Source organism: Bradyrhizobium sp. AZCC 1719 (assembly GCF_036924525.1).
Taxonomy (GTDB): Bacteria; Pseudomonadota; Alphaproteobacteria; order Rhizobiales; family Xanthobacteraceae; genus Bradyrhizobium.
In genome coordinates, this window is the sequence record NZ_JAZHRU010000001.1 from 1,916,009 (window position 1) to 1,934,814 (window position 18,806).

Here is an 18,806-nt window from a genome sequence, read left to right on the forward strand (position 1 = left end):
GTGTCATGCCCCGCGAAGGCGGGGCATCCAGTACCCGATGGCGCTCGAATTCGACTACGACCGTCCCGGCGTACTGGATCGCCCGCCTGCGCGGGCGATGACCACTTTGGAATTACATGACGCTTAAGGTTACTGAGGAAACCATACCATGACTGAAATTCGTGTTCCGACGCTCGGCGAGTCCGTGACGGAAGCCACCATCGGCCGCTGGTTCAAGAAGGCCGGTGACGCGGTGGCGGTGGATGAGCCGTTGGTCGAGCTCGAGACCGACAAGGTCACCATCGAAGTGCCGGCGCCATCCGCCGGCGTGCTCGGCGAGATCGCGGCCAAGGACGGCGAGACCGTCGCCGTCGGCGCGCTGCTCGGACAGATCAATGAAGGTGCCGCCGGCGCCGCCAAGCCGGCCGCGCCCGCCAAGGCCGCTGCCCCGGCTGCAGCGGCTGCAGCGCCCGCCGCCGCGCCTGCTGCGGCTCCGAAGGCTGCGGCAGTCGATGCGCCGCTGGCGCCGTCGGTCCGCAAACTCTCCGCCGAGAGCGGCATTGATGCCGCGACCGTGCCCGGCTCGGGCAAGGACGGCCGCGTCACCAAGGGCGACATGCTGGCCGCGATCGAGAAGGCGGCGTCGGCGCCGACCCCGGTCAATCAGCCGGCCGCGTCCGTGCAGGTGCGTGCGCCGTCGCCGGCCGACGATGCGGCACGCGAGGAGCGCGTGAAGATGACGCGGCTGCGCCAGACCATCGCGCGGCGGCTCAAGGACGTGCAGAACACGGCCGCGATGCTCACGACCTTCAACGAGGTCGACATGAGCCACATCATGGCGATGCGCGCGCAGTACAAGGACGTGTTCGAGAAGAAGCATGGCTCGAAGCTCGGCTTCATGGGCTTCTTCACCAAGGCGGTCGTGCAGGCGCTGAAGGACATTCCGGCCGTCAACGCCGAGATCGACGGCACCGATTTGATCTACAAGAACTATTACCACATCGGCGTCGCCGTCGGCACCGACAAGGGCCTTGTCGTGCCCGTGGTGCGCGACTGCGACCACAGGTCGATCTCCGACATCGAAAAGTCGATCGCTGATTTCGGCCGCCGCGCGCGCGACGGCCAGCTCAAGATCGACGAGATGCAGGGCGGCACCTTCACCATTACCAATGGCGGCATCTACGGTTCGCTGATGTCGACGCCGATCCTTAACGCCCCGCAATCCGGCATCTTGGGCATGCACAAGATCCAGGAGCGGCCGATGGTGGTCGGCGGCAAGATCGAGGTCCGCCCGATGATGTATCTGGCGCTGTCCTACGATCACCGCGTGATCGACGGCAAGGAAGCCGTGACGTTCCTGGTGCGCGTCAAGGAGAGCCTGGAAGACCCGGCGCGGCTCGTGCTGGATCTCTGACACAACATGCTTGCCGGCGTCGGCACTCACGCCTGCGTCGCAAGCCGTGGATCGATGCACGTTGATTTGTGGGGCCTGATGTGACGGACAAGGTTGTTGTGATCACCGGCGGCAGCCGCGGCATCGGCCGTGCTGCCGCCATCGCCGCCGCCGCGCGCGGTTTTCGCGTTGTGGTCGGCTACGCCAGCAATGAAGCCGCGGCCAAGGACGTCGTCGCGCTGATCGAGCGCAAGAACGGCAAGGCGATCGCCGTGAAATGCGACGTCGGCAGCGAGGCGGACATTCTCGCGCTGTTCAAGGCCGCCGACGCATTCGGAACGCTTGGTGCGCTCGTCAACAATGCCGGAATTGTTGGTCCGTCGATACGAGTCGAGGACATGTCGGCCGAGCGCATTCAGCGCATGATGGCGGTCAACGTCACCGGCAGCATTTTATGCGCGCGCGAAGCCGTGAAGCGGATGTCGACCCGCAACGGCGGCGCGGGCGGCGTCATCGTCAATCTTTCCTCGGTCGCGGCGAAACTCGGCTCGCCCAATACGTATGTCGATTATGCGGCGTCCAAGGGCGCAGTGGATTCCTTCACCATTGGCCTTGGCTATGAGGTTGCCGGCGAGGGCATTCGCGTCGCCGCGATCCGGCCTGGACTGATCGATACGGATATTCACGCGTCCGGCGGCGAGCCCGATCGCGCGCATCGGCTCGCGCATATGGTGCCGATGAAGCGCGTCGGCACTGCGGAAGAAATCGCCAATGCCATCGTCTGGCTGATCTCGGACGAGGCGTCCTACGTCACCAGCGCCATCCTTGATGTATCGGGCGGCCGGTAATACCTGACACCTTTCTTAAGCTAACAGGACTTCATCATGGCTTCCTACGATCTCGTCGTCATCGGCACTGGCCCGGGCGGATATGTCTGCGCGGTGCGCGCGGCGCAACTCGGCATGAAGGTGGCCGTCGTCGAGAAGAATCCAACGCTGGGCGGCACCTGCCTCAATGTCGGCTGCATGCCGTCGAAGGCGTTGCTGCATGCCTCCGAAATGTTCGAGGAGGCCGCGCATTCCTTTGCCAAGATGGGCGTCAGCATTTCCGCGCCAAAGCTCGATCTGCCGGCGATGATGAATTTCAAGCAGCAGGGCATCGACGGCAACGTCAAGGGCGTCGAGTTCCTGATGAAGAAGAACAAGATCGACGTCCTCTACGGCGCCGGCAAGATTCTCGGCGCCGGCAAGGTTGAAGTCAGCGCTAACGGCAAGTCGCAGACGGTCGAGACCAAGAACATCGTCATCGCCACCGGCTCCGACATCGCGCGGCTGAAGGGCATCGAGATCGACGAGAAGCGCATCGTGTCGTCGACCGGCGCGCTGTCGCTCGAGAAGGTGCCGGAGAGGCTTCTGATCATCGGCGCAGGCGTGATCGGGCTGGAGCTCGGCTCGGTCTGGAAACGGCTTGGTGCTGAGGTCATGGTCGTCGAATTCCTCGATCGCATTCTGCCCGGCATGGATGGGGAAGTCGGCAAGCAATTCCAGCGCATCCTCGAAAAGCAGGGCTTTGTGTTCAAGCTCGGCGCCAAGGTGACGGCGGTCGACGCGTCCGGCAAGACGTTGAAGGCAACGGTGGAGCCGGCGGCTGGCGGCACAGCGGAGACGATCGAGACTGACGTGGTGCTGGTCTGCATCGGCCGCGTGCCCTACACCGACGGGCTCGGCTGCAAGGAAGCCGGCATTGCACTCGATAACCGCGGCCGTGTGCAGATCGACGCGCATTTCGCTACCAGCCTGAAAGGCGTCTATGCGATCGGCGACGTGGTGGCGGGGCCGATGCTCGCGCACAAGGCCGAGGACGAAGGCGTCGCCTGCGCCGAAATCATCGCAGGGCAGGCGGGCCACGTGAACTACGATGTCATCCCTGGCGTCGTCTATACCACCCCGGAAGTGTCGTCGGTCGGCAAGACCGAGGAAGAGCTGAAGCAGGCCGGCGTCGCCTACACCTCAGGCAAATTCCCGTTCACCGCCAACGGCCGCTCCAAGGTCAACCAGACCACTGACGGCTTTGTGAAGGTCCTCGCAGATGCGAAGACCGATCGCGTGCTTGGCGTACACATTGTCGGCCGCGAAGCCGGCGAAATGATCCAGGAGGCCGCGGTTCTCATGGAGTTTGGCGGTTCTGCCGAGGATCTGGCGCGGACTTGTCATGCGCATCCGACCCGCTCGGAAGCGATCAAGGAAGCCGCGCTTGCGGTCGGCAAACGCGCCATTCATATGTGATCGACGCCCGGTACATGCTGGGTAAGAGCGATAAACCCTCATGGTGAGGAGCGCGAAGCGCGTCTCGAACCATGAGGCCCCGTCCGTGGCCTACATCCTTCGAGACGCCCTGCGGGCTCCTCAGGATGAGGGGGCACAGTAGAACTATCCCATTCCCGAAAACACCATGCTTTGAACATAGAGATCGAGCGGAGCGACCAATCAAGGACGTCATTTCGCTCTAGAGATCACGATCGATGATGCGCCGCCTGTTACAGCCGTTCTGGGTCCTGCTTGCGGTCATCTTCCTGATCGAAGCATGGCTGTGGGATCATCTCGAGCCGATCGTCGAGCGCATCGTTGCGCTGATTCCGCTTCGCGCCTTCAAGCGATGGCTGTCCGATCGGGTCGATGCGCTGTCGCCGGCGATGACGCTGATCGTCTTTGCCGTGCCGGTGATTCTGCTGTTTCCGCTCAAGCTGGTCGGCTTGTGGCTGCTGGCGAATGAATATTGGGTGAGCGCCGCCATCGTCATCGTATCAGGCAAATTCCTCGGCGTCGGCGTCACCGCGTTCATCTTCGACGTGACGCGGCCGAAGCTGCTGCAAATGGCGTGGTTCAAGAACATCTATGAATTCATCATGGCGATGCGCGCCAAGGCGGCCGCCCTGGTCGATCCAATCAAGCAGCGCATCCGGGAAATCTTGCGCGGCGACGGCAATAGCTGGTCATCGCGCATGCTGCGCACGATCGCGCGCTTCCGCAAGAGCATACACGAAGCGCGGTAGGGCCTTTCAATGCAAATGCAGCAGGTGCGGCGCGTAGAGGCCAAGCGCAGTAATTCCAATGCCTGCGATCGCCAATATGCCTGACACCCAGGCCAGCACGATCATGCCGGTGATGATGGTGGCGGACGCCAGCACGATGCCGATCTGGAAGGCGGCCGAGGCGATTTCGTAGTGGTGATACTTTGCCGTCGCGAGGTCGCGCTCGTGCTCGGCATGCTTGGCGCGTGCGGCGAGTTGTTCCGAACCCTCCCCGGTTTCCGGCTCCGAACGGTAACGCGCCGCGGTCTTGTTCCAGTCGTCGATCTGCTTCTGCAAGGCCGCTTTCGCAGCATCGTCGCCGATGGTGCCCAGGCTGAGCTTGGCGTGCTCCGCCGTGGCCTGAACCGTGGTGCGGCGAATGCTCTTGGCCTGGAAGAATGCCCAGAGATTCGAAGCCTCGACATTCTTGCTGATGGCTTCGGTCTGTGCGCCCTTGCCGAGCGTTTCCGACAGCGCCAGAAACAGGGCGATTACCGCGATCAGCAGCGCGATCTTCTTGTTCGAGCCCGAAGCGTGCTCGGCATGCTCCGCATGCTCCATGCTTTCATGTGCGCCCATTTATTCCCCTCCTGTCGGTTGGCGCGCGCACGATTGCCGGAACCGCAACATGAGCGCAAGAGGCAAGCTAAGAGGCCATCGATGTGACGGGAGTATGTCGGCGCCGAGCGCTGAAACTCATCGGCGCGGATGCGCGGTGCGGTACACTTCCAGGAGCCGCTCGCTGTCAATCCCGGTGTAGATCTGCGTGGTCGAGAGCGAGGCGTGGCCGAGCAACTCCTGGATCGCGCGCAGATCGCCGCCGCGGCTGAGCAGATGGGTGGCAAAGGAATGCCGCAGCGCGTGCGGGGTGGCGCTGTCGGGCAGGCCGAGTGCGCCGCGCAGCCGCTCCATGGTGAGCTGGATGATCCGTGGGGAAAGCGGCCCGCCGCGCGCGCCGACGAAGATCGGGCCGGCCGGTGGCAATGAATGCGGACACATCGCAACGTAATCGGCAATCAGCGCCAGCACGTTTTGCAGCACCGGCACCATGCGGGTCTTGTTGCCCTTGCCGGTGACGATAATGACGTCGCCTTCGCCGGGCCTTGGCACGTCCTGGCGCTTCAGTCCCAGCGCTTCGGAAATGCGCAGGCCTGATCCATAAAGCAGCGCCATCACCGCGGCGTCGCGCGCCAGAATCCAGGGATCACGTTCCTCGCCGGCGCGCTCGTCGGCATCGGCAAAGCGCTTGGCGGCGGCCATCTGGATCGGCTTCGGCAGGCTTTTTGCAATTTTGGGCGCGCGGATCGCGGACAGAGCTCCGACCTTACCTTTGCCCTCCCGTTCGAGGTAGCGGCCGAACGAACGCAGGCCAGCCAGCGCCCGCATCAGCGAGCGCCCGGCGATGTCGTCGGCACGGCGCATCGCCATGAAAGCCCTGACGTCGGTAGCTCCCAGCGCCGCAAATCGTTTCAGCGTGACCTTCTCACCCCAATGCTCGGCAAGGAAGGTGAGGCATTGGCGGAGGTCGCGGGCGTAGGCTTCGAGCGTCTTCGGCGAGAGCCGCCGCTCGGCGCGCAGATGCGTCAGCCAGCGCGTCATCTCCCGCGCGAAGCCCTCGTCGGCGCATTCGAGCTCGACCGCTTGCAGTGCCGGAACTTCCCTGGCCATCATCCTTGCCTTCGAAAGCCTGTCTTGAGAGCTTGCCTTGAGAACCTGCCTTGGAGACGGTGACTCAGCGCATTATATCGCACCTCTTTCGTTTACCGTTCGCTAACCGGCCGGAGCGGCGCTAGCTTCGCTCCGGATACCTCAAGCCTGATTCCCCTGATGGACCACGCCACCCGCCAAAGCAGCTCATCGGCCTCGTCGACCCGCGTCGTCGACGTGCTGGTGCCGGTCGCGCTCAATCAGAACTATTCCTACCGCGTGCCGCGCGGCCTGGAGCTGAAGGCGGGCGATGTCGTTTGCGTGCCGCTCGGGCCGCGGGAGGTGGTGGCGGTGGTGTGGGCGGAGAATGCCAATCCCGATCCGCGTCTGCACAACCGCCTGAAGGACGTCGGCGAAAAGCTCGACGTGCCGCCGCTCAAAGAGGAATTGCGCAGCCTTGTCGATTGGGTCGCCAACTACACGCTGTCCGCGCGCGGCATGGTGCTGCGCATGGCCTTGCGGATGGGCGAAAACCTCGGGCCCGAACGGATGCGCCTCGGCGTGCGGCTGGTAGGCCCAGCGCCGCAGCGCCTGACGCCGGCCCGGCGGCGGCTGATCGAGGTGCTGTCGGACGGCCTGCTGCACGGCAAGTCGGATGCGGCGCGGGAGGCGGGCGTCAGCTCAGGCGTGGTCGACGGCCTTGTCGATGAGGGAACCCTCGCCATAGAGGCGATGCCGCCGCCACTGGCGCCGCCTGCGCCCGATCCGTCCTTTGCCCAGCCGGAGTTTTCCCACCAGCAGCGCGCGGCGGTCGACATGATGCGCACGCTCGCCGCCAACGGCACGTTCCACGTCGCGCTGCTCGACGGCGTCACCGGATCGGGCAAGACGGAAGTCTATTTCGAGGCGATCGCGGAAGCTGTCCGGCGCGGCAAGCAGACGCTGATCCTGATGCCGGAGATCGCGCTGACCGGGCAATTCCTCGACCGCTTCGCCCAGCGTTTCGGCGTTCGTCCACTGGAATGGCACTCCGAACTGACGCCGCGCACACGGCAGCGCAATTGGGCGGCGATATCGGCGGGTGAAGCTCCGGTCGTGGTCGGCGCGCGCTCGGCGCTGTTTCTGCCCTATGCGGATCTCGGTCTCATCATTGTCGATGAGGAGCACGATCAGGCCTACAAGCAGGATGACGGCGCGCATTACCATGCCCGCGACATGGCAGTGGTGCGCGCGCATATCGCCAAGATCCCGATCGTGCTGGCGTCCGCGACGCCGTCGGTCGAGAGCGAGGTCAACGCGCGCAAGGGGCGCTATCAGCGCGTCGCGCTGCCGTCCCGCTTCGGCGGCCAACACATGCCGCATATCGAAGCGATCGATTTGCGCCGTGCTCCGCCGCCGCGAGGCCGCTTCATCTCGCCGCCGCTCGCCGAGCAAATTCGGTTCGCGATCGAGAAACGCGAACAGGCGCTGTTGTTCCTGAACCGCCGCGGCTACGCGCCGCTGACGCTATGCCGCGCCTGCGGCCATCGCTTTGCCTGCACGATCTGCGACGCCTGGCTGGTGGACCACCGGTTTCGCCAGCGCCTGGTCTGCCACCATTGCGGTTTCTCGATGCCGCGCCCGAATATCTGCCCGCATTGCCAGGCGGAGGAATCGCTGGTCGCGGTCGGTCCAGGCGTGGAGCGGCTGCAGGAGGAGGCGGCTGCGCTGTTTCCGCAAGCGCGCACCATGGTGCTGTCGAGCGATCTCATCACCTCGATCGAGACCATGCGCAGCGAGCTGAACGAAATCGCCGAAGGTCGCGTCGACATTATCATCGGCACGCAACTGGTCGCGAAGGGTCATAATTTCCCGCGGCTCAATCTGGTCGGCGTGGTCGATGCGGATCTGGGGCTCGGCAATGGTGATCCGCGCGCTGCCGAGCGCACGTTCCAACTCCTCAATCAGGTGATCGGGCGTGCGGGGCGCGATCAGGGCCGCGGCGTCGGGTACTTGCAGACCCATCAGCCCGAACATCCCGTGATGAAGGCCTTGGTCGCCAACGACCGTGAGGCGTTTTACGCCAGCGAAATCGACTCCCGCGAGCGCACCGGCTATCCGCCGTTCGGCCGGCTCGCCAGCCTGATCATTTCCGCAGGCGACCGGCCGACCGCGGAAGGCTTTGCGCGCCGCCTTGCGGCTGTGGCGCCGATCGACGAGCGCATCCAGGTGCTGGGACCCGCCGAAGCGCCGCTTGCAGTGATCAAGGGCCGCTACCGGTTCCGGATCCTCCTGAAGTCGCTGCGCAATGTCGACCTCTCGGAATATTTGCGCGAGTGGCTCGCCGCGGGTCCGAAGACCAAGGGTAATCTCAAACTCGAAGTCGACGTCGATCCGCAGAGCTTTTTGTAAGTTGGTGCTTCACCCTCCCCTGGAGGGGGAGGGTCGGCTCATGTTGAGCGTAGCGAAACGTGAGTCGGGGTGGGGTGATCTCTCAACACGGGCACTGTTCGAGAGGAGAGACCGTCACCCCACCCCGCCGCTCCTTCCAGGAGCGTCGACCCTCCCCCTCCAGGGGAGGGTAAAAAAAAGCCTGCCGTCATTTGCGACGGCAGGCCTTTGTTGCCGCGGAAAGTTCCGCAGGCAGTTACGCAACGCAACGCTTACGCGATCTGATGGACCGGAAAACTGCGCGCGATCGCGCGCCTTAGATGACCTCGGCGGTAACGTGGCCGACGCCGGCGCCGGTCAGGCCGATGGCCCGGGCAGCACCCGTGGAGAGGTCGAGCACGCGTCCCCTGATGAAGGGGCCACGGTCGTTGATCGTGACGATCACGCTCTGGCCGCGATGGGTGACGCGGAGCTTGGTGCCGAACGGCAGCGAGCGGTGGGCCGCGGTCATGGCGTTCTGGTTGAAGCGCTGACCGGATGCGGTCTTGCTGCCGGATTCATTGCCGTAAAAGGAGGCCTTTCCCGAGAAGCCGCGCCCGGTGCTCTGGGAGCCGATCGAGGCGTTGGCGTTCAGCCAGTTGCCGCCAGCCGTCTTGGCCTTGCTGGCGTGATGGTGGTGGTGATGGCGATGGTGCCTGGATTTTGCAGAAGCTTCGGTGACGGCGCCACCGACCAGGAGAGTTGCGGCGATCAAGGCGAGCGCCGTACGCGACCGGGTTTGAGTTCCCGGCACCACATTATTGGTATGCAACATTAAACTAGTCCCTCAGATAGTATTTGCCACATACGTGACAAATGGAACCCCCGTCCCAACTTCAGGGGGCCGTTTGATGAGGCAATGAGGCATGAATTGGGCAGTAAATCGGGAATGTATCGGGCGGACATATCTTGTTACCGCCGAATGATATTCCGTAATCTTGCAGGTTAATAGACTTTTAACCAATTCAATACTCATTATTACCTAACAATACAGTCATCACACATCGAGTAAAGATTTGCGCAAGTAATGATCAAATGGAGGCGAGCTGCCGGATTCGTTCCGAATGCTACCGGTCATAGCGGCCATGCAAATACGGATGGAACAAATCGGCTGGTCGGGGACCGCTCCAGATCGCCTGCAACCGCCGGAGTCAAAATTCCGGCGCGCTGATCCCCCATCAAGCTGCATTGACCGGGCCTGAAAATTGACGTGCGACAAGGCATCGCCCGCATGCGCCGTCATGTTGCACCTGCGCGCTTGCTATGTTAGCAAAGCCGCGATTTTAACGATCCCGGCACCTCTCGTGCCGGTCGAAAATCGAAGTCCCGCTTGAATTCCAAGGGCTTGGATCGCTAGGCGCCGCTACCCGTGGCGACGGTTTTTCCCTTGCGAGTTTGACATCTGAAAAGAGCGACTCTGTGGCTGCTGAAGATCCGTCCGTTTCGGGAGTGTCCGGCCGTTATGCTACGGCCTTGTTCGAGTTGGCGCGCGAGGAGAAATCCGTCGACGCGGTAAGAGCCGATCTCGATAAATTCGAGGCCATGCTGAACGAAAGCGCCGATCTCAAGCGCCTCGTCCGCAGTCCGGTCTTCTCGGCAGATGCGCAGGCCAGGGCGCTCAATGCTCTGCTCGACAAGGCCGGAATTACCGGCACCACCGCCAAATTCCTTAAAGTGTTGACCGCCAACCGCCGGCTGTTTGCCGTGGCCGATGTGATCCGCGCCTTCCGCGCGCTGGTGGCCAAGTTCAAGGGCGAGGCGACCGCCGACGTCACCGTCGCCGAACAGCTCAGTGACAAGAATCTCGACGCGCTGAAGACCGCACTGAAATCGGTGACGGGCAAGGACGTCGCGCTCAACGTGAAAGTCGATCCCTCCATCATTGGCGGCCTTGTGGTCAAGCTCGGCAGCCGCATGGTGGATAGCTCGCTTCGCACCAAACTCAATTCGATCAAGCACGCGATGAAAGAGGCAGGCTGATGGACATCCGCGCCGCGGAAATTTCCGCGATCCTCAAGGACCAGATCAAGAATTTCGGCCAGGAGGCTGAGGTTACCGAAGTCGGGCAGGTGCTGTCCGTCGGTGACGGTATCGCCCGCGTCTACGGTCTGGACAATGTCCAGGCCGGTGAAATGGTCGAGTTCGAGAACGGCACCCGCGGCATGGCGCTGAACCTCGAAACCGACAACGTCGGTATCGTGATCTTCGGCGCCGACCGCGAGATCAAGGAAGGCCAGACCGTCAAGCGTACCCGCGCCATCGTCGACACGCCGGTCGGCAAGGGGCTGCTCGGTCGCGTCGTCGACGCGCTCGGTAACCCGATCGACGGCAAGGGCCCGATCCAGGCCGCCGAACGCAAGCGCGTCGACGTCAAGGCGCCCGGCATCATTCCGCGCAAGTCGGTGAGCGAGCCGATGGCGACCGGCCTCAAGGCGATCGATGCGCTGATCCCGGTCGGCCGCGGCCAGCGCGAACTGATCATCGGCGACCGTCAGACCGGCAAGACCGCAATCGCGCTCGACACCATCCTGAACCAAAAGCCGCTCAACGCGCAGCCGGACGAGAACATCAAGCTGTATTGCGTCTACGTCGCGATCGGCCAGAAGCGCTCGACCGTTGCCCAGTTCGTCAAGGTGCTGGAAGAGCAGGGCGCGCTGGAATATTCGATCGTCGTCGCCGCCACCGCCTCCGACCCGGCGCCGATGCAGTACATCGCACCGTTCACCGGCTGCACGATGGGCGAGTACTTCCGCGACAACGGCATGCACGCGGTCATCATCTATGACGACTTGTCCAAGCAGGCCGTCGCCTACCGCCAGATGTCGCTGCTGCTGCGCCGCCCGCCGGGCCGCGAGGCCTATCCGGGCGACGTGTTCTACCTGCACTCCCGCCTGCTCGAGCGCGCGGCGAAGCTCAACAAGGACCAGGGCTCGGGCTCGCTGACGGCGCTGCCGGTCATCGAAACCCAGGCCAACGACGTGTCGGCCTACATTCCGACCAACGTGATTTCGATTACCGACGGTCAGATCTTCCTGGAAACCGACCTGTTCTTCCAAGGCATCCGTCCGGCGGTGAACGTCGGTCTGTCGGTGTCGCGCGTGGGCTCCTCGGCGCAGACCAAGGCGATGAAGAAGGTCGCCGGCAAGATCAAGGGTGAGCTGGCGCAGTACCGCGAAATGGCGGCGTTCGCGCAGTTCGGCTCCGACCTCGACGCCTCGACGCAACGCCTGCTCAACCGCGGCTCGCGCCTGACCGAACTGCTGAAGCAGCCGCAGTTCTCGCCGCTGAAGATGGAAGAGCAGGTCTGCGTGATCTGGGCCGGCACCAACGGCTATCTCGACCCGCTTCCGCTCAGCAAGGTGCGCGCCTTCGAGGACGGCCTGTTGTCGCTGCTGCGCGGCAAGAACGCCGATATCCTCAACGGCATCCGCGACAGCCGCGATCTTTCCGACGATCTCGCCGGCAAGCTGAAGAGCGTGGTCGAAGGTTTCGCCAAGACGTTTTCTTGATGATTTGCCGTTGCGGCCCGGCGGATAGTCGGGCCCGACGAAAGAGTGGCTTGCGGTCGGGTGCCAGACACCGGATCGCCGGGGTGAACTGAGAATGGCTTCACTTAAAGACATGCGGGTCCGCATCGCCTCGACCAAGGCGACGCAGAAGATCACCAAGGCCATGCAAATGGTCGCGGCGTCGAAGCTGCGGCGCGCGCAGAGCGCCGCCGAAGCGGCCCGGCCCTACGCCGAAAAGATGGATGCGGTGATTTCCAACATCGCCGCTGCTGCTGCCGCCTCGCCCGGCGCTCCGGCGCTGTTGGCCGGCACTGGCAGGGATCAGGTGCATCTGCTGCTCGTCTGCACCGGCGAACGCGGCCTGTGTGGCGCGTTCAATTCGGCGATCGTGCGTCTGGTTCGTGAGCGCGCGCTCTCCCTGATCAACCAGGGCAAGGACGTCAAAATTTTCTGCGTCGGCCGCAAAGGCTACGACCAGCTCCGCCGCACCTTCGAGAAGCAGATCGTCGAGCACGTCGATCTGCGCGGGGTTCGCCAGCTCGGCTTCGTCAACGCCGAGGATATCGCCAAGAAGATCCTGACACGGTTCGAAGCCGGAGAGTTTGACGTCTGCACGCTGTTCTATTCGCGCTTCAAGTCCGTCATCGCGCAGATCCCGACCGCCCAGCAGGTCATTCCGTTGGTGGTCGAAGAGCCGGCCGCCAATGCCGGTCCGTCGACCGCTTACGAATATGAGCCGGAAGAAGACGAGATTCTGGCGCGGCTGTTGCCGCGCAATCTTGCGGTGCAGATCTTCCGCGCGCTCCTGGAAAACAACGCCTCTTTCTACGGCGCGCAGATGAGCGCGATGGACAACGCCACCCGCAACGCCGGCGAAATGATCCGCAAGCAAACCCTGGTCTACAACCGAACCCGTCAAGCCCAGATCACCAAGGAGTTGATCGAGATCATCTCCGGCGCCGAGGCGGTCTAGCGCACGAACCAACCGACGGTCGTTCAAGTACAGAATTTCGAAGGAGAGCAATTCATGGCCACCGCAGCTAACCAGATCGGTCGTGTCACCCAAGTCATGGGCGCCGTTGTCGACGTGCAGTTCGAAGGTCACCTGCCGGCCATTCTCAATTCGCTCGAGACCAAGAACGGGGGCAACCGTCTGGTGCTGGAAGTCGCGCAGCACCTCGGTGAGTCCACCGTGCGAACGATTGCGATGGACGCTACCGAAGGTCTGGTGCGCGGTCAGGAAGTGACCGATACCGGCGAGCCCATCGCAATTCCGGTCGGTGATGGCACGCTCGGGCGCATCATGAACGTCATCGGCGAACCGATCGACGAAGCCGGTCCGATCAAGTCCGAAGGCAAGCGCGCCATCCATCAGGAAGCGCCGACCTACACTGACCAGTCCACCGAAGCTGAAATCCTTGTGACCGGCATCAAGGTCGTCGACCTGCTCGCGCCCTACGCCAAGGGCGGCAAGATCGGCCTGTTCGGCGGCGCCGGCGTCGGCAAGACCGTGCTGATTCAGGAATTGATCAACAACGTCGCCAAGGCGCATGGCGGTTACTCGGTGTTCGCCGGCGTCGGCGAGCGTACCCGCGAAGGCAACGACCTCTATCACGAGTTCATCGAGTCCAAGGTCAACGCCGATCCGCGCAATCCCGATCCGAGCGTGAAGTCAAAATGCGCGCTGGTGTTCGGCCAGATGAACGAACCGCCGGGCGCCCGCGCCCGCGTCGGCCTCACGGGTCTAACGGTCGCCGAGCACTTCCGCGACCAGGGCCAGGACGTGCTGTTCTTCGTCGATAACATCTTCCGCTTCACGCAGGCAGGCTCGGAAGTGTCGGCGCTGCTCGGCCGCATCCCCTCGGCGGTGGGCTATCAGCCGACGCTCGCCACCGACATGGGCGCGCTGCAGGAGCGCATCACGACCACGCACAAGGGCTCGATCACCTCGGTGCAGGCGATCTACGTGCCGGCCGACGACTTGACCGACCCGGCGCCCGCCACCTCGTTCGCCCATCTGGACGCGACCACGGTGCTGAGCCGCGCGATTTCGGAAAAGGGCATCTACCCGGCGGTGGACCCGCTCGACTCCACGTCGCGCATGCTCTCCCCGCTCGTCGTCGGAGAGGAGCACTATCAGACCGCGCGCATGGTTCAGCAGGTGCTGCAGAAGTACAAGTCGCTGCAGGACATCATCGCCATTCTCGGCATGGACGAACTGTCGGAAGAGGACAAGATCGCGGTGGCCCGCGCCCGCAAGATCGAGCGCTTTCTGTCGCAGCCGTTCCACGTCGCCGAAGTCTTCACCGGCTCGCCGGGTAAGTTCGTCGATCTCGCCGACACCATCAAGGGCTTCCGCGGCCTCTGCGAAGGCAAGTACGACCATCTGCCGGAAGCGGCGTTCTACATGGTCGGCACCATCGAGGAAGCCGTCGAGAAGGGCAAGAAGCTGGCTGCCGAGGCAGCTTAAGAGGCGAATGGCGAATGGGGAGTAGCGAATAGTTAAGCGCTACTTCCTGCACCATTCGCTACTCGCCATTCGCCACTCGCTATTCGCAGGTTCTCCATGGCTACCTTTCATTTCGATCTCGTCTCGCCCGAAAAGCTCGCCTTCTCCGGCGAGGTCGATCAGGTCGACGTTCCCGGCGTGGAAGGCGATTTCGGCGTGCTGGCCGGTCACGCGCCGGTCGTGGCGGCGATCCGCCCGGGTATCCTGACCGTCACGTCAGGCGGCGCGCATCAGAAGATCATCGTGCTCGGTGGGCTCGCCGAGATGTCGGAAAACGGACTGACCGTGCTGGCCGACGTCGCTACCTCGATGGCCGAGGTCGACCGCGCGCAGTTCGCCGAAACCATTGCCGAGATGGAAGCCAAGCTCGCCGAGAAGGAAGGCACCGAACTCGATCACGCCATCGAGCGGCTGGATCACTTCAAGAGCATCCAGATCGAGCTCAACGCCACCGCTATGCACTAGGCCCCGGGGCACCGCTCCGGGGCGCAATGAAGGCCCTGATAACGCCAGCGCTCGTCACCCCGTGACGGGCGCTGAGCTTTTTGGGCATCTGTCTTTTCATGCGGCACACTGCGCCGCCGCCATTCTCGTCACTGATTGACGATGGGGATGCGCTTGACGGCCGAACGGGCTTGTTCGGATTTCGGCAGCGTGATGGTCAAGACGCCGTCATGGAATTTGGCTTCGGCCTTGTCCTCGACGACGCCGTCGAGCGGGATCTGCCGCTCGAACGCACCGTAATAGCGCTCGGTGAAGTATTTTCCGCCATTGTCGGTTCGTTCGGATTTCTTCTCGCCGCGCAGCGTCAGAACGCCATTGGCGATCTCGACCTGAACGTCTTTCTCCGTCATCCCGGGCAACTCAGCCGAGACCTTCAGCTCCTTGTCGGTTTCGTTGAGCTCGATGCTTGGCCATCCGAAGCGACCTTCCATCAGCGGACTGCCGAAACGGGCAGGCGTCGGGAAGCCACGGAAAACGTCATCGAATAGCCGGTTCATCTCCCGGTGCAGGGTGAAGAAGGGATCGAAGCTGTCGCGCGTAGGCGCAAGCTCCTGGTTTCTCGACCAGGGAATCAGATTACGAAAAGCCATGGTGTCCTCCTTACAGAGATTGCTGATGTTGCTTGCATCGGCCCGCGCGCGGCCGGTTATCCACGCGCCGAGCCGGTATTGCCGAAGCGGCTCAAGCCGTCTTCTGCTCGATCTGGTGGGAAGCGCCGGCGTTGCGGATCGGGATGCGCCGCGGCTTCATCGCGTCAGGCACTTCGCGAACGAGATCGACGATCAAGAGACCATGCTTGAACGAGGCCTGCTCGACCTGCACAGGCTGGCATCCGGCACCGCTGTCCGCGGCAGAAATCGAATTAGAAAAAGGCAGAAAAGTTTCAAGTGGGGTTCAAGAATTTTTGGCTGGGCCCAACGGATTACCGAAGGCTTAATCGGGAGTGAAGCCGTCCAATGTTCGCCCGGCCGGCGCTGCTCGGACGTTCCGATCAGAACGAACGCCACCGATCGCCGATTCGCGGTTCTGGCCCAAACGGAGAGCTTGCTGGGCGCCCGGTCTCTGGCCGACCGACAGCAGCATGAAAAGGCTCCGATAACCCTGGTACCTGGCGGCCGGACGGGTGCGTTCGCGTCCGCTCATGATCACCCTGCCATTCTGGTCCTGCACGCGCCATTCCCAACTCCGGCGGCGCTTGGTCACGATCACGTCGTTCATGCGAGGCGAGACATCAGGCGTTGCTATCTATTCCAAAGCCAACTCGGCTGCAGCGGCAGTCGCTGTCAAGTGGGTAAGTCGCGCGACCGCCTGAAGTTGTTCAGCCGCGGACGCAATATCTTGGGCTATCGCAGGCAGCGACATGCGCTGAATGCTAGCGAGCGAATTCCGCGAACTGCTGCACCACCATCCGGTACACGTCGCGGCGGAACGGCACCACGAGGTCCGCGACACGGTCGAGCCGCTCCCAGCGCCAGGAATCGAATTCGGCCGGCTGGCCGTTGCGCTGCGTCAGCGGGTCGATCTCGTCGTCGCGGCCGGTGAACTGCAATGCGAACCATTTCTGCCGCTGGCCGCGGAATTTAGCCAAGCGATGGTCGACCGGCCCATCATACGGCGGAAATTCGTAATTCATCCAATCGGTCTCGCCGAGGTATTCGGCGCTGACCGCCCCGGTCTCTTCCCAGAGTTCGCGCATGACGGCATCGCGCGGATTCTCGTCGGCGTCGATGCCGCCCTGCGGCATCTGCCATTCCAGACCCGGCAAGATGATTTCCGGCCCGTCGTCACGGAAGCGGCGGCCGATCAGCACCTGACCCGAGGTGTTGAAGAGCGCGATTCCCACGTTGGGGCGATAGGGTTTGTCGGACATCTCGGTCGCCGTCATTCCGGGTTCATGCTTCGCAAGCCCGGAATGACGGAGCATCGCGTGGAAGACCCGCCACACTAAGCGCCCGCAAGGCTGGCGAATTCCTTGACCACGCGCTCATAGACCGGCCGCTTGAACGGAACGATCAGGTTCGGGAGATTCTTCATCGGCTCCCAGCGCCAGCTAACGAATTCGGCCTTGTGCCCGCCGCCGGGGCTGGCGACGTTGATCTCATTATCTTTGCCGGTGAAACGCACCGCGTACCATTTCTGCCGTTGCCCGCGATAACGGCCCTTCCAGGCGCGGCCGGCCACCGTGCGTGGGATGTCGTAGATCAGCCAATCCGGGACTTCGCCAAGCTTCTCCACCGAACGAACGCTGGTTTCCTCGTAAAGCTCGCGCTTGGCGGCCTCCCAAGTATCCTCGCCGGGATCGACCCCGCCCTGCGGCATCTGCCAGACGTGGGATTCGTCGACATGTTCGATGCCGCCAGCGCGCCGGCCAATGAAAACCAGCCCGGCTGCATTGATCAGCATCATGCCGACGCAGGTCCGGTAGGGCAGGTCCTCGTAGCGCGCCATTTCCGTCAGGACTCCTATAGCTGCAGCAAGTCACCCGCAAACCGGTCGGGGCGGCGCAATCCGAGGGAGCCCGGATTGCTGCCATCAGGTTGATCTCTAGCCTGATTTTGATTTCAGCATCGCCGTTGTCAATGGCACAAGCATGATGCCGCGGGCCTCGAGAGTCTTGATCCAGGCGGCAATCCGCTCGATCGAAACCGGCAGCGCCGAGGCGACGCCCACGGCCAGTCCGCGCTCCTTGGCGAGCGTCTCCAGTTTCACCAGCGTCCGGTCGATTTCGGCCGAGGTCGGCACGGCATCGATGGTGAAATCGGCCTTGGCGAAGGGCATCGATTGGGCTGCCGTCAGGGACGGCGCGGCGCTCCGCGGCGAGGAGCCGTCATCGAGATAGCCGAGGCCGCGCTTGGCTGCCTCCCGGATAATCGGCTGCATCACCGTGTCGGCGGCCGTGAAACGCGCCCCCATGAAATTGGCGATCCCGGCATAGCCCTGGAACCGGCTGAGGTGCCAGTACAGCCGGTCGATGTTCTGCTCTGACGTCAGCGTCGTGAGCAGGGTCTGCGGGCCGGGGTCGTTATCGGGATAATCGAACGGCTCCATTGGAACCTGCAGCAGGATCTCGTGGCGCTGCGCGCGGGCCCGCTCAGTCAACTTGGCGGGATCCGCCCCATAAGGCGTAAACGCCAGGGTCACGGCCGGCGGCAGTTTCATGATGGCATCGGTCGTCTTGGCAGCGCCGACGCCGAGGCCACCGATGACGATGGCGACCACTGGCATCTTCGCGGCCTTGGTGCGGTCGGCGTCGGCCGCGTAGACAGTGAAGGGTTTCAGACCGTCGGCCACCGCCGGGATCATGCCGTAGCGCGACTTTTCGAGGAGCCGCTGATCAATGCCGGCCATCGCGGTTGCCGGCGCGGAGTCCGAGCCGGACTTGTCGGCGGCATCGCTGCCGATCACGACGTCCTGGCGCTTGCCGCTGGAGCCATCGATGATGGTGACGGTCTTATTGTCACCCTTGTTGTCGCCGGCCGGGGCCTGCTGGGATGGACTTCTTGCGGCCCGTTCGGTGTGGCCGGAAGCCGCCGGCTGCTTGTCGTCCCCCGCAGGCCCGCGCAATGCGACGCGGGCGACGGGCTCGCCACCCAGCGGATTGTCGGTAAACAGAGCGATCGTCAGGAAGGCAACCAGGAACAGGCCGAGCAGCATGGCCAGCGCCTGCACCGCGGTGAACGGCAGCCGAAACCGCCGCTTCTGGCGCTCCGTCTTCTGTCCAAGCGGCGTGCTCAGTTCGTCGGCCGTTTCCGTCATAGACCTCCCCGAATCAACCTCGCCGACGAT

19 protein-coding genes are annotated in these 18,806 nt (G+C 63.4%); 10 read left to right on the plus strand and 9 right to left on the minus strand.

Features of this window, described 5'->3' with window-relative positions:
* Window positions 1–148 precede the first annotated feature (148 nt).
* From odhB to V1292_RS09190, 4 genes are all read left to right on the plus strand, one after another.
* Window positions 149–1,393, plus strand: a complete 1,245-nt coding sequence (odhB, locus tag V1292_RS09175) for a 2-oxoglutarate dehydrogenase complex dihydrolipoyllysine-residue succinyltransferase (RefSeq protein ID WP_334371966.1) — start codon at window positions 149–151, stop codon at window positions 1,391–1,393.
* A gap of 80 nt (window positions 1,394–1,473) precedes the next feature.
* On the plus strand, window positions 1,474–2,220 hold the full coding sequence (locus V1292_RS09180; protein WP_334371969.1) for an SDR family oxidoreductase: 747 nt from the start codon (window positions 1,474–1,476) through the stop codon (window positions 2,218–2,220).
* Between the two features lie 36 nt (window positions 2,221–2,256).
* On the plus strand, window positions 2,257–3,657 hold the full coding sequence (gene lpdA / locus V1292_RS09185; RefSeq protein WP_334371970.1) for a dihydrolipoyl dehydrogenase: 1,401 nt from the start codon (window positions 2,257–2,259) through the stop codon (window positions 3,655–3,657).
* A 236-nt stretch (window positions 3,658–3,893) separates the two neighbouring features.
* On the plus strand, window positions 3,894–4,424 hold the full coding sequence (locus tag V1292_RS09190; RefSeq protein ID WP_334371972.1) for a hypothetical protein: 531 nt from the start codon (window positions 3,894–3,896) through the stop codon (window positions 4,422–4,424).
* A gap of 6 nt (window positions 4,425–4,430) precedes the next feature.
* Here the strand turns inward: V1292_RS09190 and V1292_RS09195 are convergent, their stop codons facing one another.
* Window positions 4,431–5,021, minus strand: coding sequence for a DUF4337 domain-containing protein (locus tag V1292_RS09195; protein WP_334371973.1), 591 nt, complete (start codon window positions 5,019–5,021; stop codon window positions 4,431–4,433).
* A 117-nt stretch (window positions 5,022–5,138) separates the two neighbouring features.
* Window positions 5,139–6,110: a tyrosine recombinase XerC gene (locus V1292_RS09200; RefSeq protein ID WP_334376977.1), complete on the minus strand. Its 972-nt coding sequence runs from the start codon at window positions 6,108–6,110 to the stop codon at window positions 5,139–5,141.
* Window positions 6,111–6,269: 159 nt separating this feature from the next.
* Here V1292_RS09200 and V1292_RS09205 point away from each other — a divergent pair, with 159 nt between their 5' ends.
* On the plus strand, window positions 6,270–8,480 hold the full coding sequence (locus tag V1292_RS09205; protein ID WP_334371975.1) for a primosomal protein N': 2,211 nt from the start codon (window positions 6,270–6,272) through the stop codon (window positions 8,478–8,480).
* Between the two features lie 295 nt (window positions 8,481–8,775).
* Here the strand turns inward: V1292_RS09205 and V1292_RS09210 are convergent, their stop codons facing one another.
* Complete coding sequence (locus tag V1292_RS09210; protein ID WP_334371977.1) at window positions 8,776–9,273, minus strand: septal ring lytic transglycosylase RlpA family protein; 498 nt, start codon at window positions 9,271–9,273, stop codon at window positions 8,776–8,778.
* Window positions 9,274–9,917: 644 nt separating this feature from the next.
* On the opposite strand from V1292_RS09210, the gene V1292_RS09215 reads away from it, so the two are divergent.
* The 5 genes from V1292_RS09215 (at window position 9,918) to V1292_RS09235 (ending at window position 14,981) form a co-directional block, all read left to right on the plus strand.
* Window positions 9,918–10,478: a F0F1 ATP synthase subunit delta gene (locus tag V1292_RS09215; RefSeq protein WP_334371979.1), complete on the plus strand. Its 561-nt coding sequence runs from the start codon at window positions 9,918–9,920 to the stop codon at window positions 10,476–10,478.
* Window positions 10,478–12,007, plus strand: a complete 1,530-nt coding sequence (atpA, locus tag V1292_RS09220; protein WP_334371981.1) for a F0F1 ATP synthase subunit alpha — start codon at window positions 10,478–10,480, stop codon at window positions 12,005–12,007. The genes V1292_RS09215 and atpA overlap by 1 nt, the downstream gene beginning before the upstream one ends.
* A gap of 94 nt (window positions 12,008–12,101) precedes the next feature.
* Window positions 12,102–12,980 (plus strand): F0F1 ATP synthase subunit gamma, encoded by an 879-nt coding sequence (locus V1292_RS09225; protein WP_334371982.1) that lies wholly within the window; start codon window positions 12,102–12,104, stop codon window positions 12,978–12,980.
* A gap of 54 nt (window positions 12,981–13,034) precedes the next feature.
* Window positions 13,035–14,477: a F0F1 ATP synthase subunit beta gene (gene atpD / locus V1292_RS09230; RefSeq protein ID WP_028348512.1), complete on the plus strand. Its 1,443-nt coding sequence runs from the start codon at window positions 13,035–13,037 to the stop codon at window positions 14,475–14,477.
* 96 nt (window positions 14,478–14,573) lie between these two features.
* The gene (locus V1292_RS09235; RefSeq protein ID WP_334371984.1) at window positions 14,574–14,981 is read left to right on the plus strand and encodes a F0F1 ATP synthase subunit epsilon; all 408 of its coding nucleotides are present in this window, start codon (window positions 14,574–14,576) and stop codon (window positions 14,979–14,981) included.
* Between the two features lie 128 nt (window positions 14,982–15,109).
* Here the strand turns inward: V1292_RS09235 and V1292_RS09240 are convergent, their stop codons facing one another.
* From V1292_RS09240 to V1292_RS09265, 6 genes are all read right to left on the minus strand, one after another.
* A complete protein-coding gene (locus V1292_RS09240; protein ID WP_334371985.1) occupies window positions 15,110–15,610 on the minus strand; it encodes an Hsp20/alpha crystallin family protein in 501 nt (166 codons plus the stop codon).
* A gap of 91 nt (window positions 15,611–15,701) precedes the next feature.
* Complete coding sequence (locus tag V1292_RS09245) at window positions 15,702–15,842, minus strand: hypothetical protein (protein WP_442895505.1); 141 nt, start codon at window positions 15,840–15,842, stop codon at window positions 15,702–15,704.
* Between the two features lie 111 nt (window positions 15,843–15,953).
* Window positions 15,954–16,238 (minus strand): hypothetical protein, encoded by a 285-nt coding sequence (locus V1292_RS09250; protein ID WP_334371988.1) that lies wholly within the window; start codon window positions 16,236–16,238, stop codon window positions 15,954–15,956.
* A gap of 154 nt (window positions 16,239–16,392) precedes the next feature.
* Complete coding sequence (locus tag V1292_RS09255; RefSeq protein WP_334371989.1) at window positions 16,393–16,905, minus strand: RNA pyrophosphohydrolase; 513 nt, start codon at window positions 16,903–16,905, stop codon at window positions 16,393–16,395.
* Window positions 16,906–16,964: 59 nt separating this feature from the next.
* The gene (locus V1292_RS09260) at window positions 16,965–17,468 is read right to left on the minus strand and encodes an RNA pyrophosphohydrolase (RefSeq protein ID WP_334371991.1); all 504 of its coding nucleotides are present in this window, start codon (window positions 17,466–17,468) and stop codon (window positions 16,965–16,967) included.
* A 96-nt stretch (window positions 17,469–17,564) separates the two neighbouring features.
* A complete protein-coding gene (locus V1292_RS09265; RefSeq protein ID WP_334371993.1) occupies window positions 17,565–18,776 on the minus strand; it encodes a divergent polysaccharide deacetylase family protein in 1,212 nt (403 codons plus the stop codon).
* Window positions 18,777–18,806: the final 30 nt, after the last annotated feature.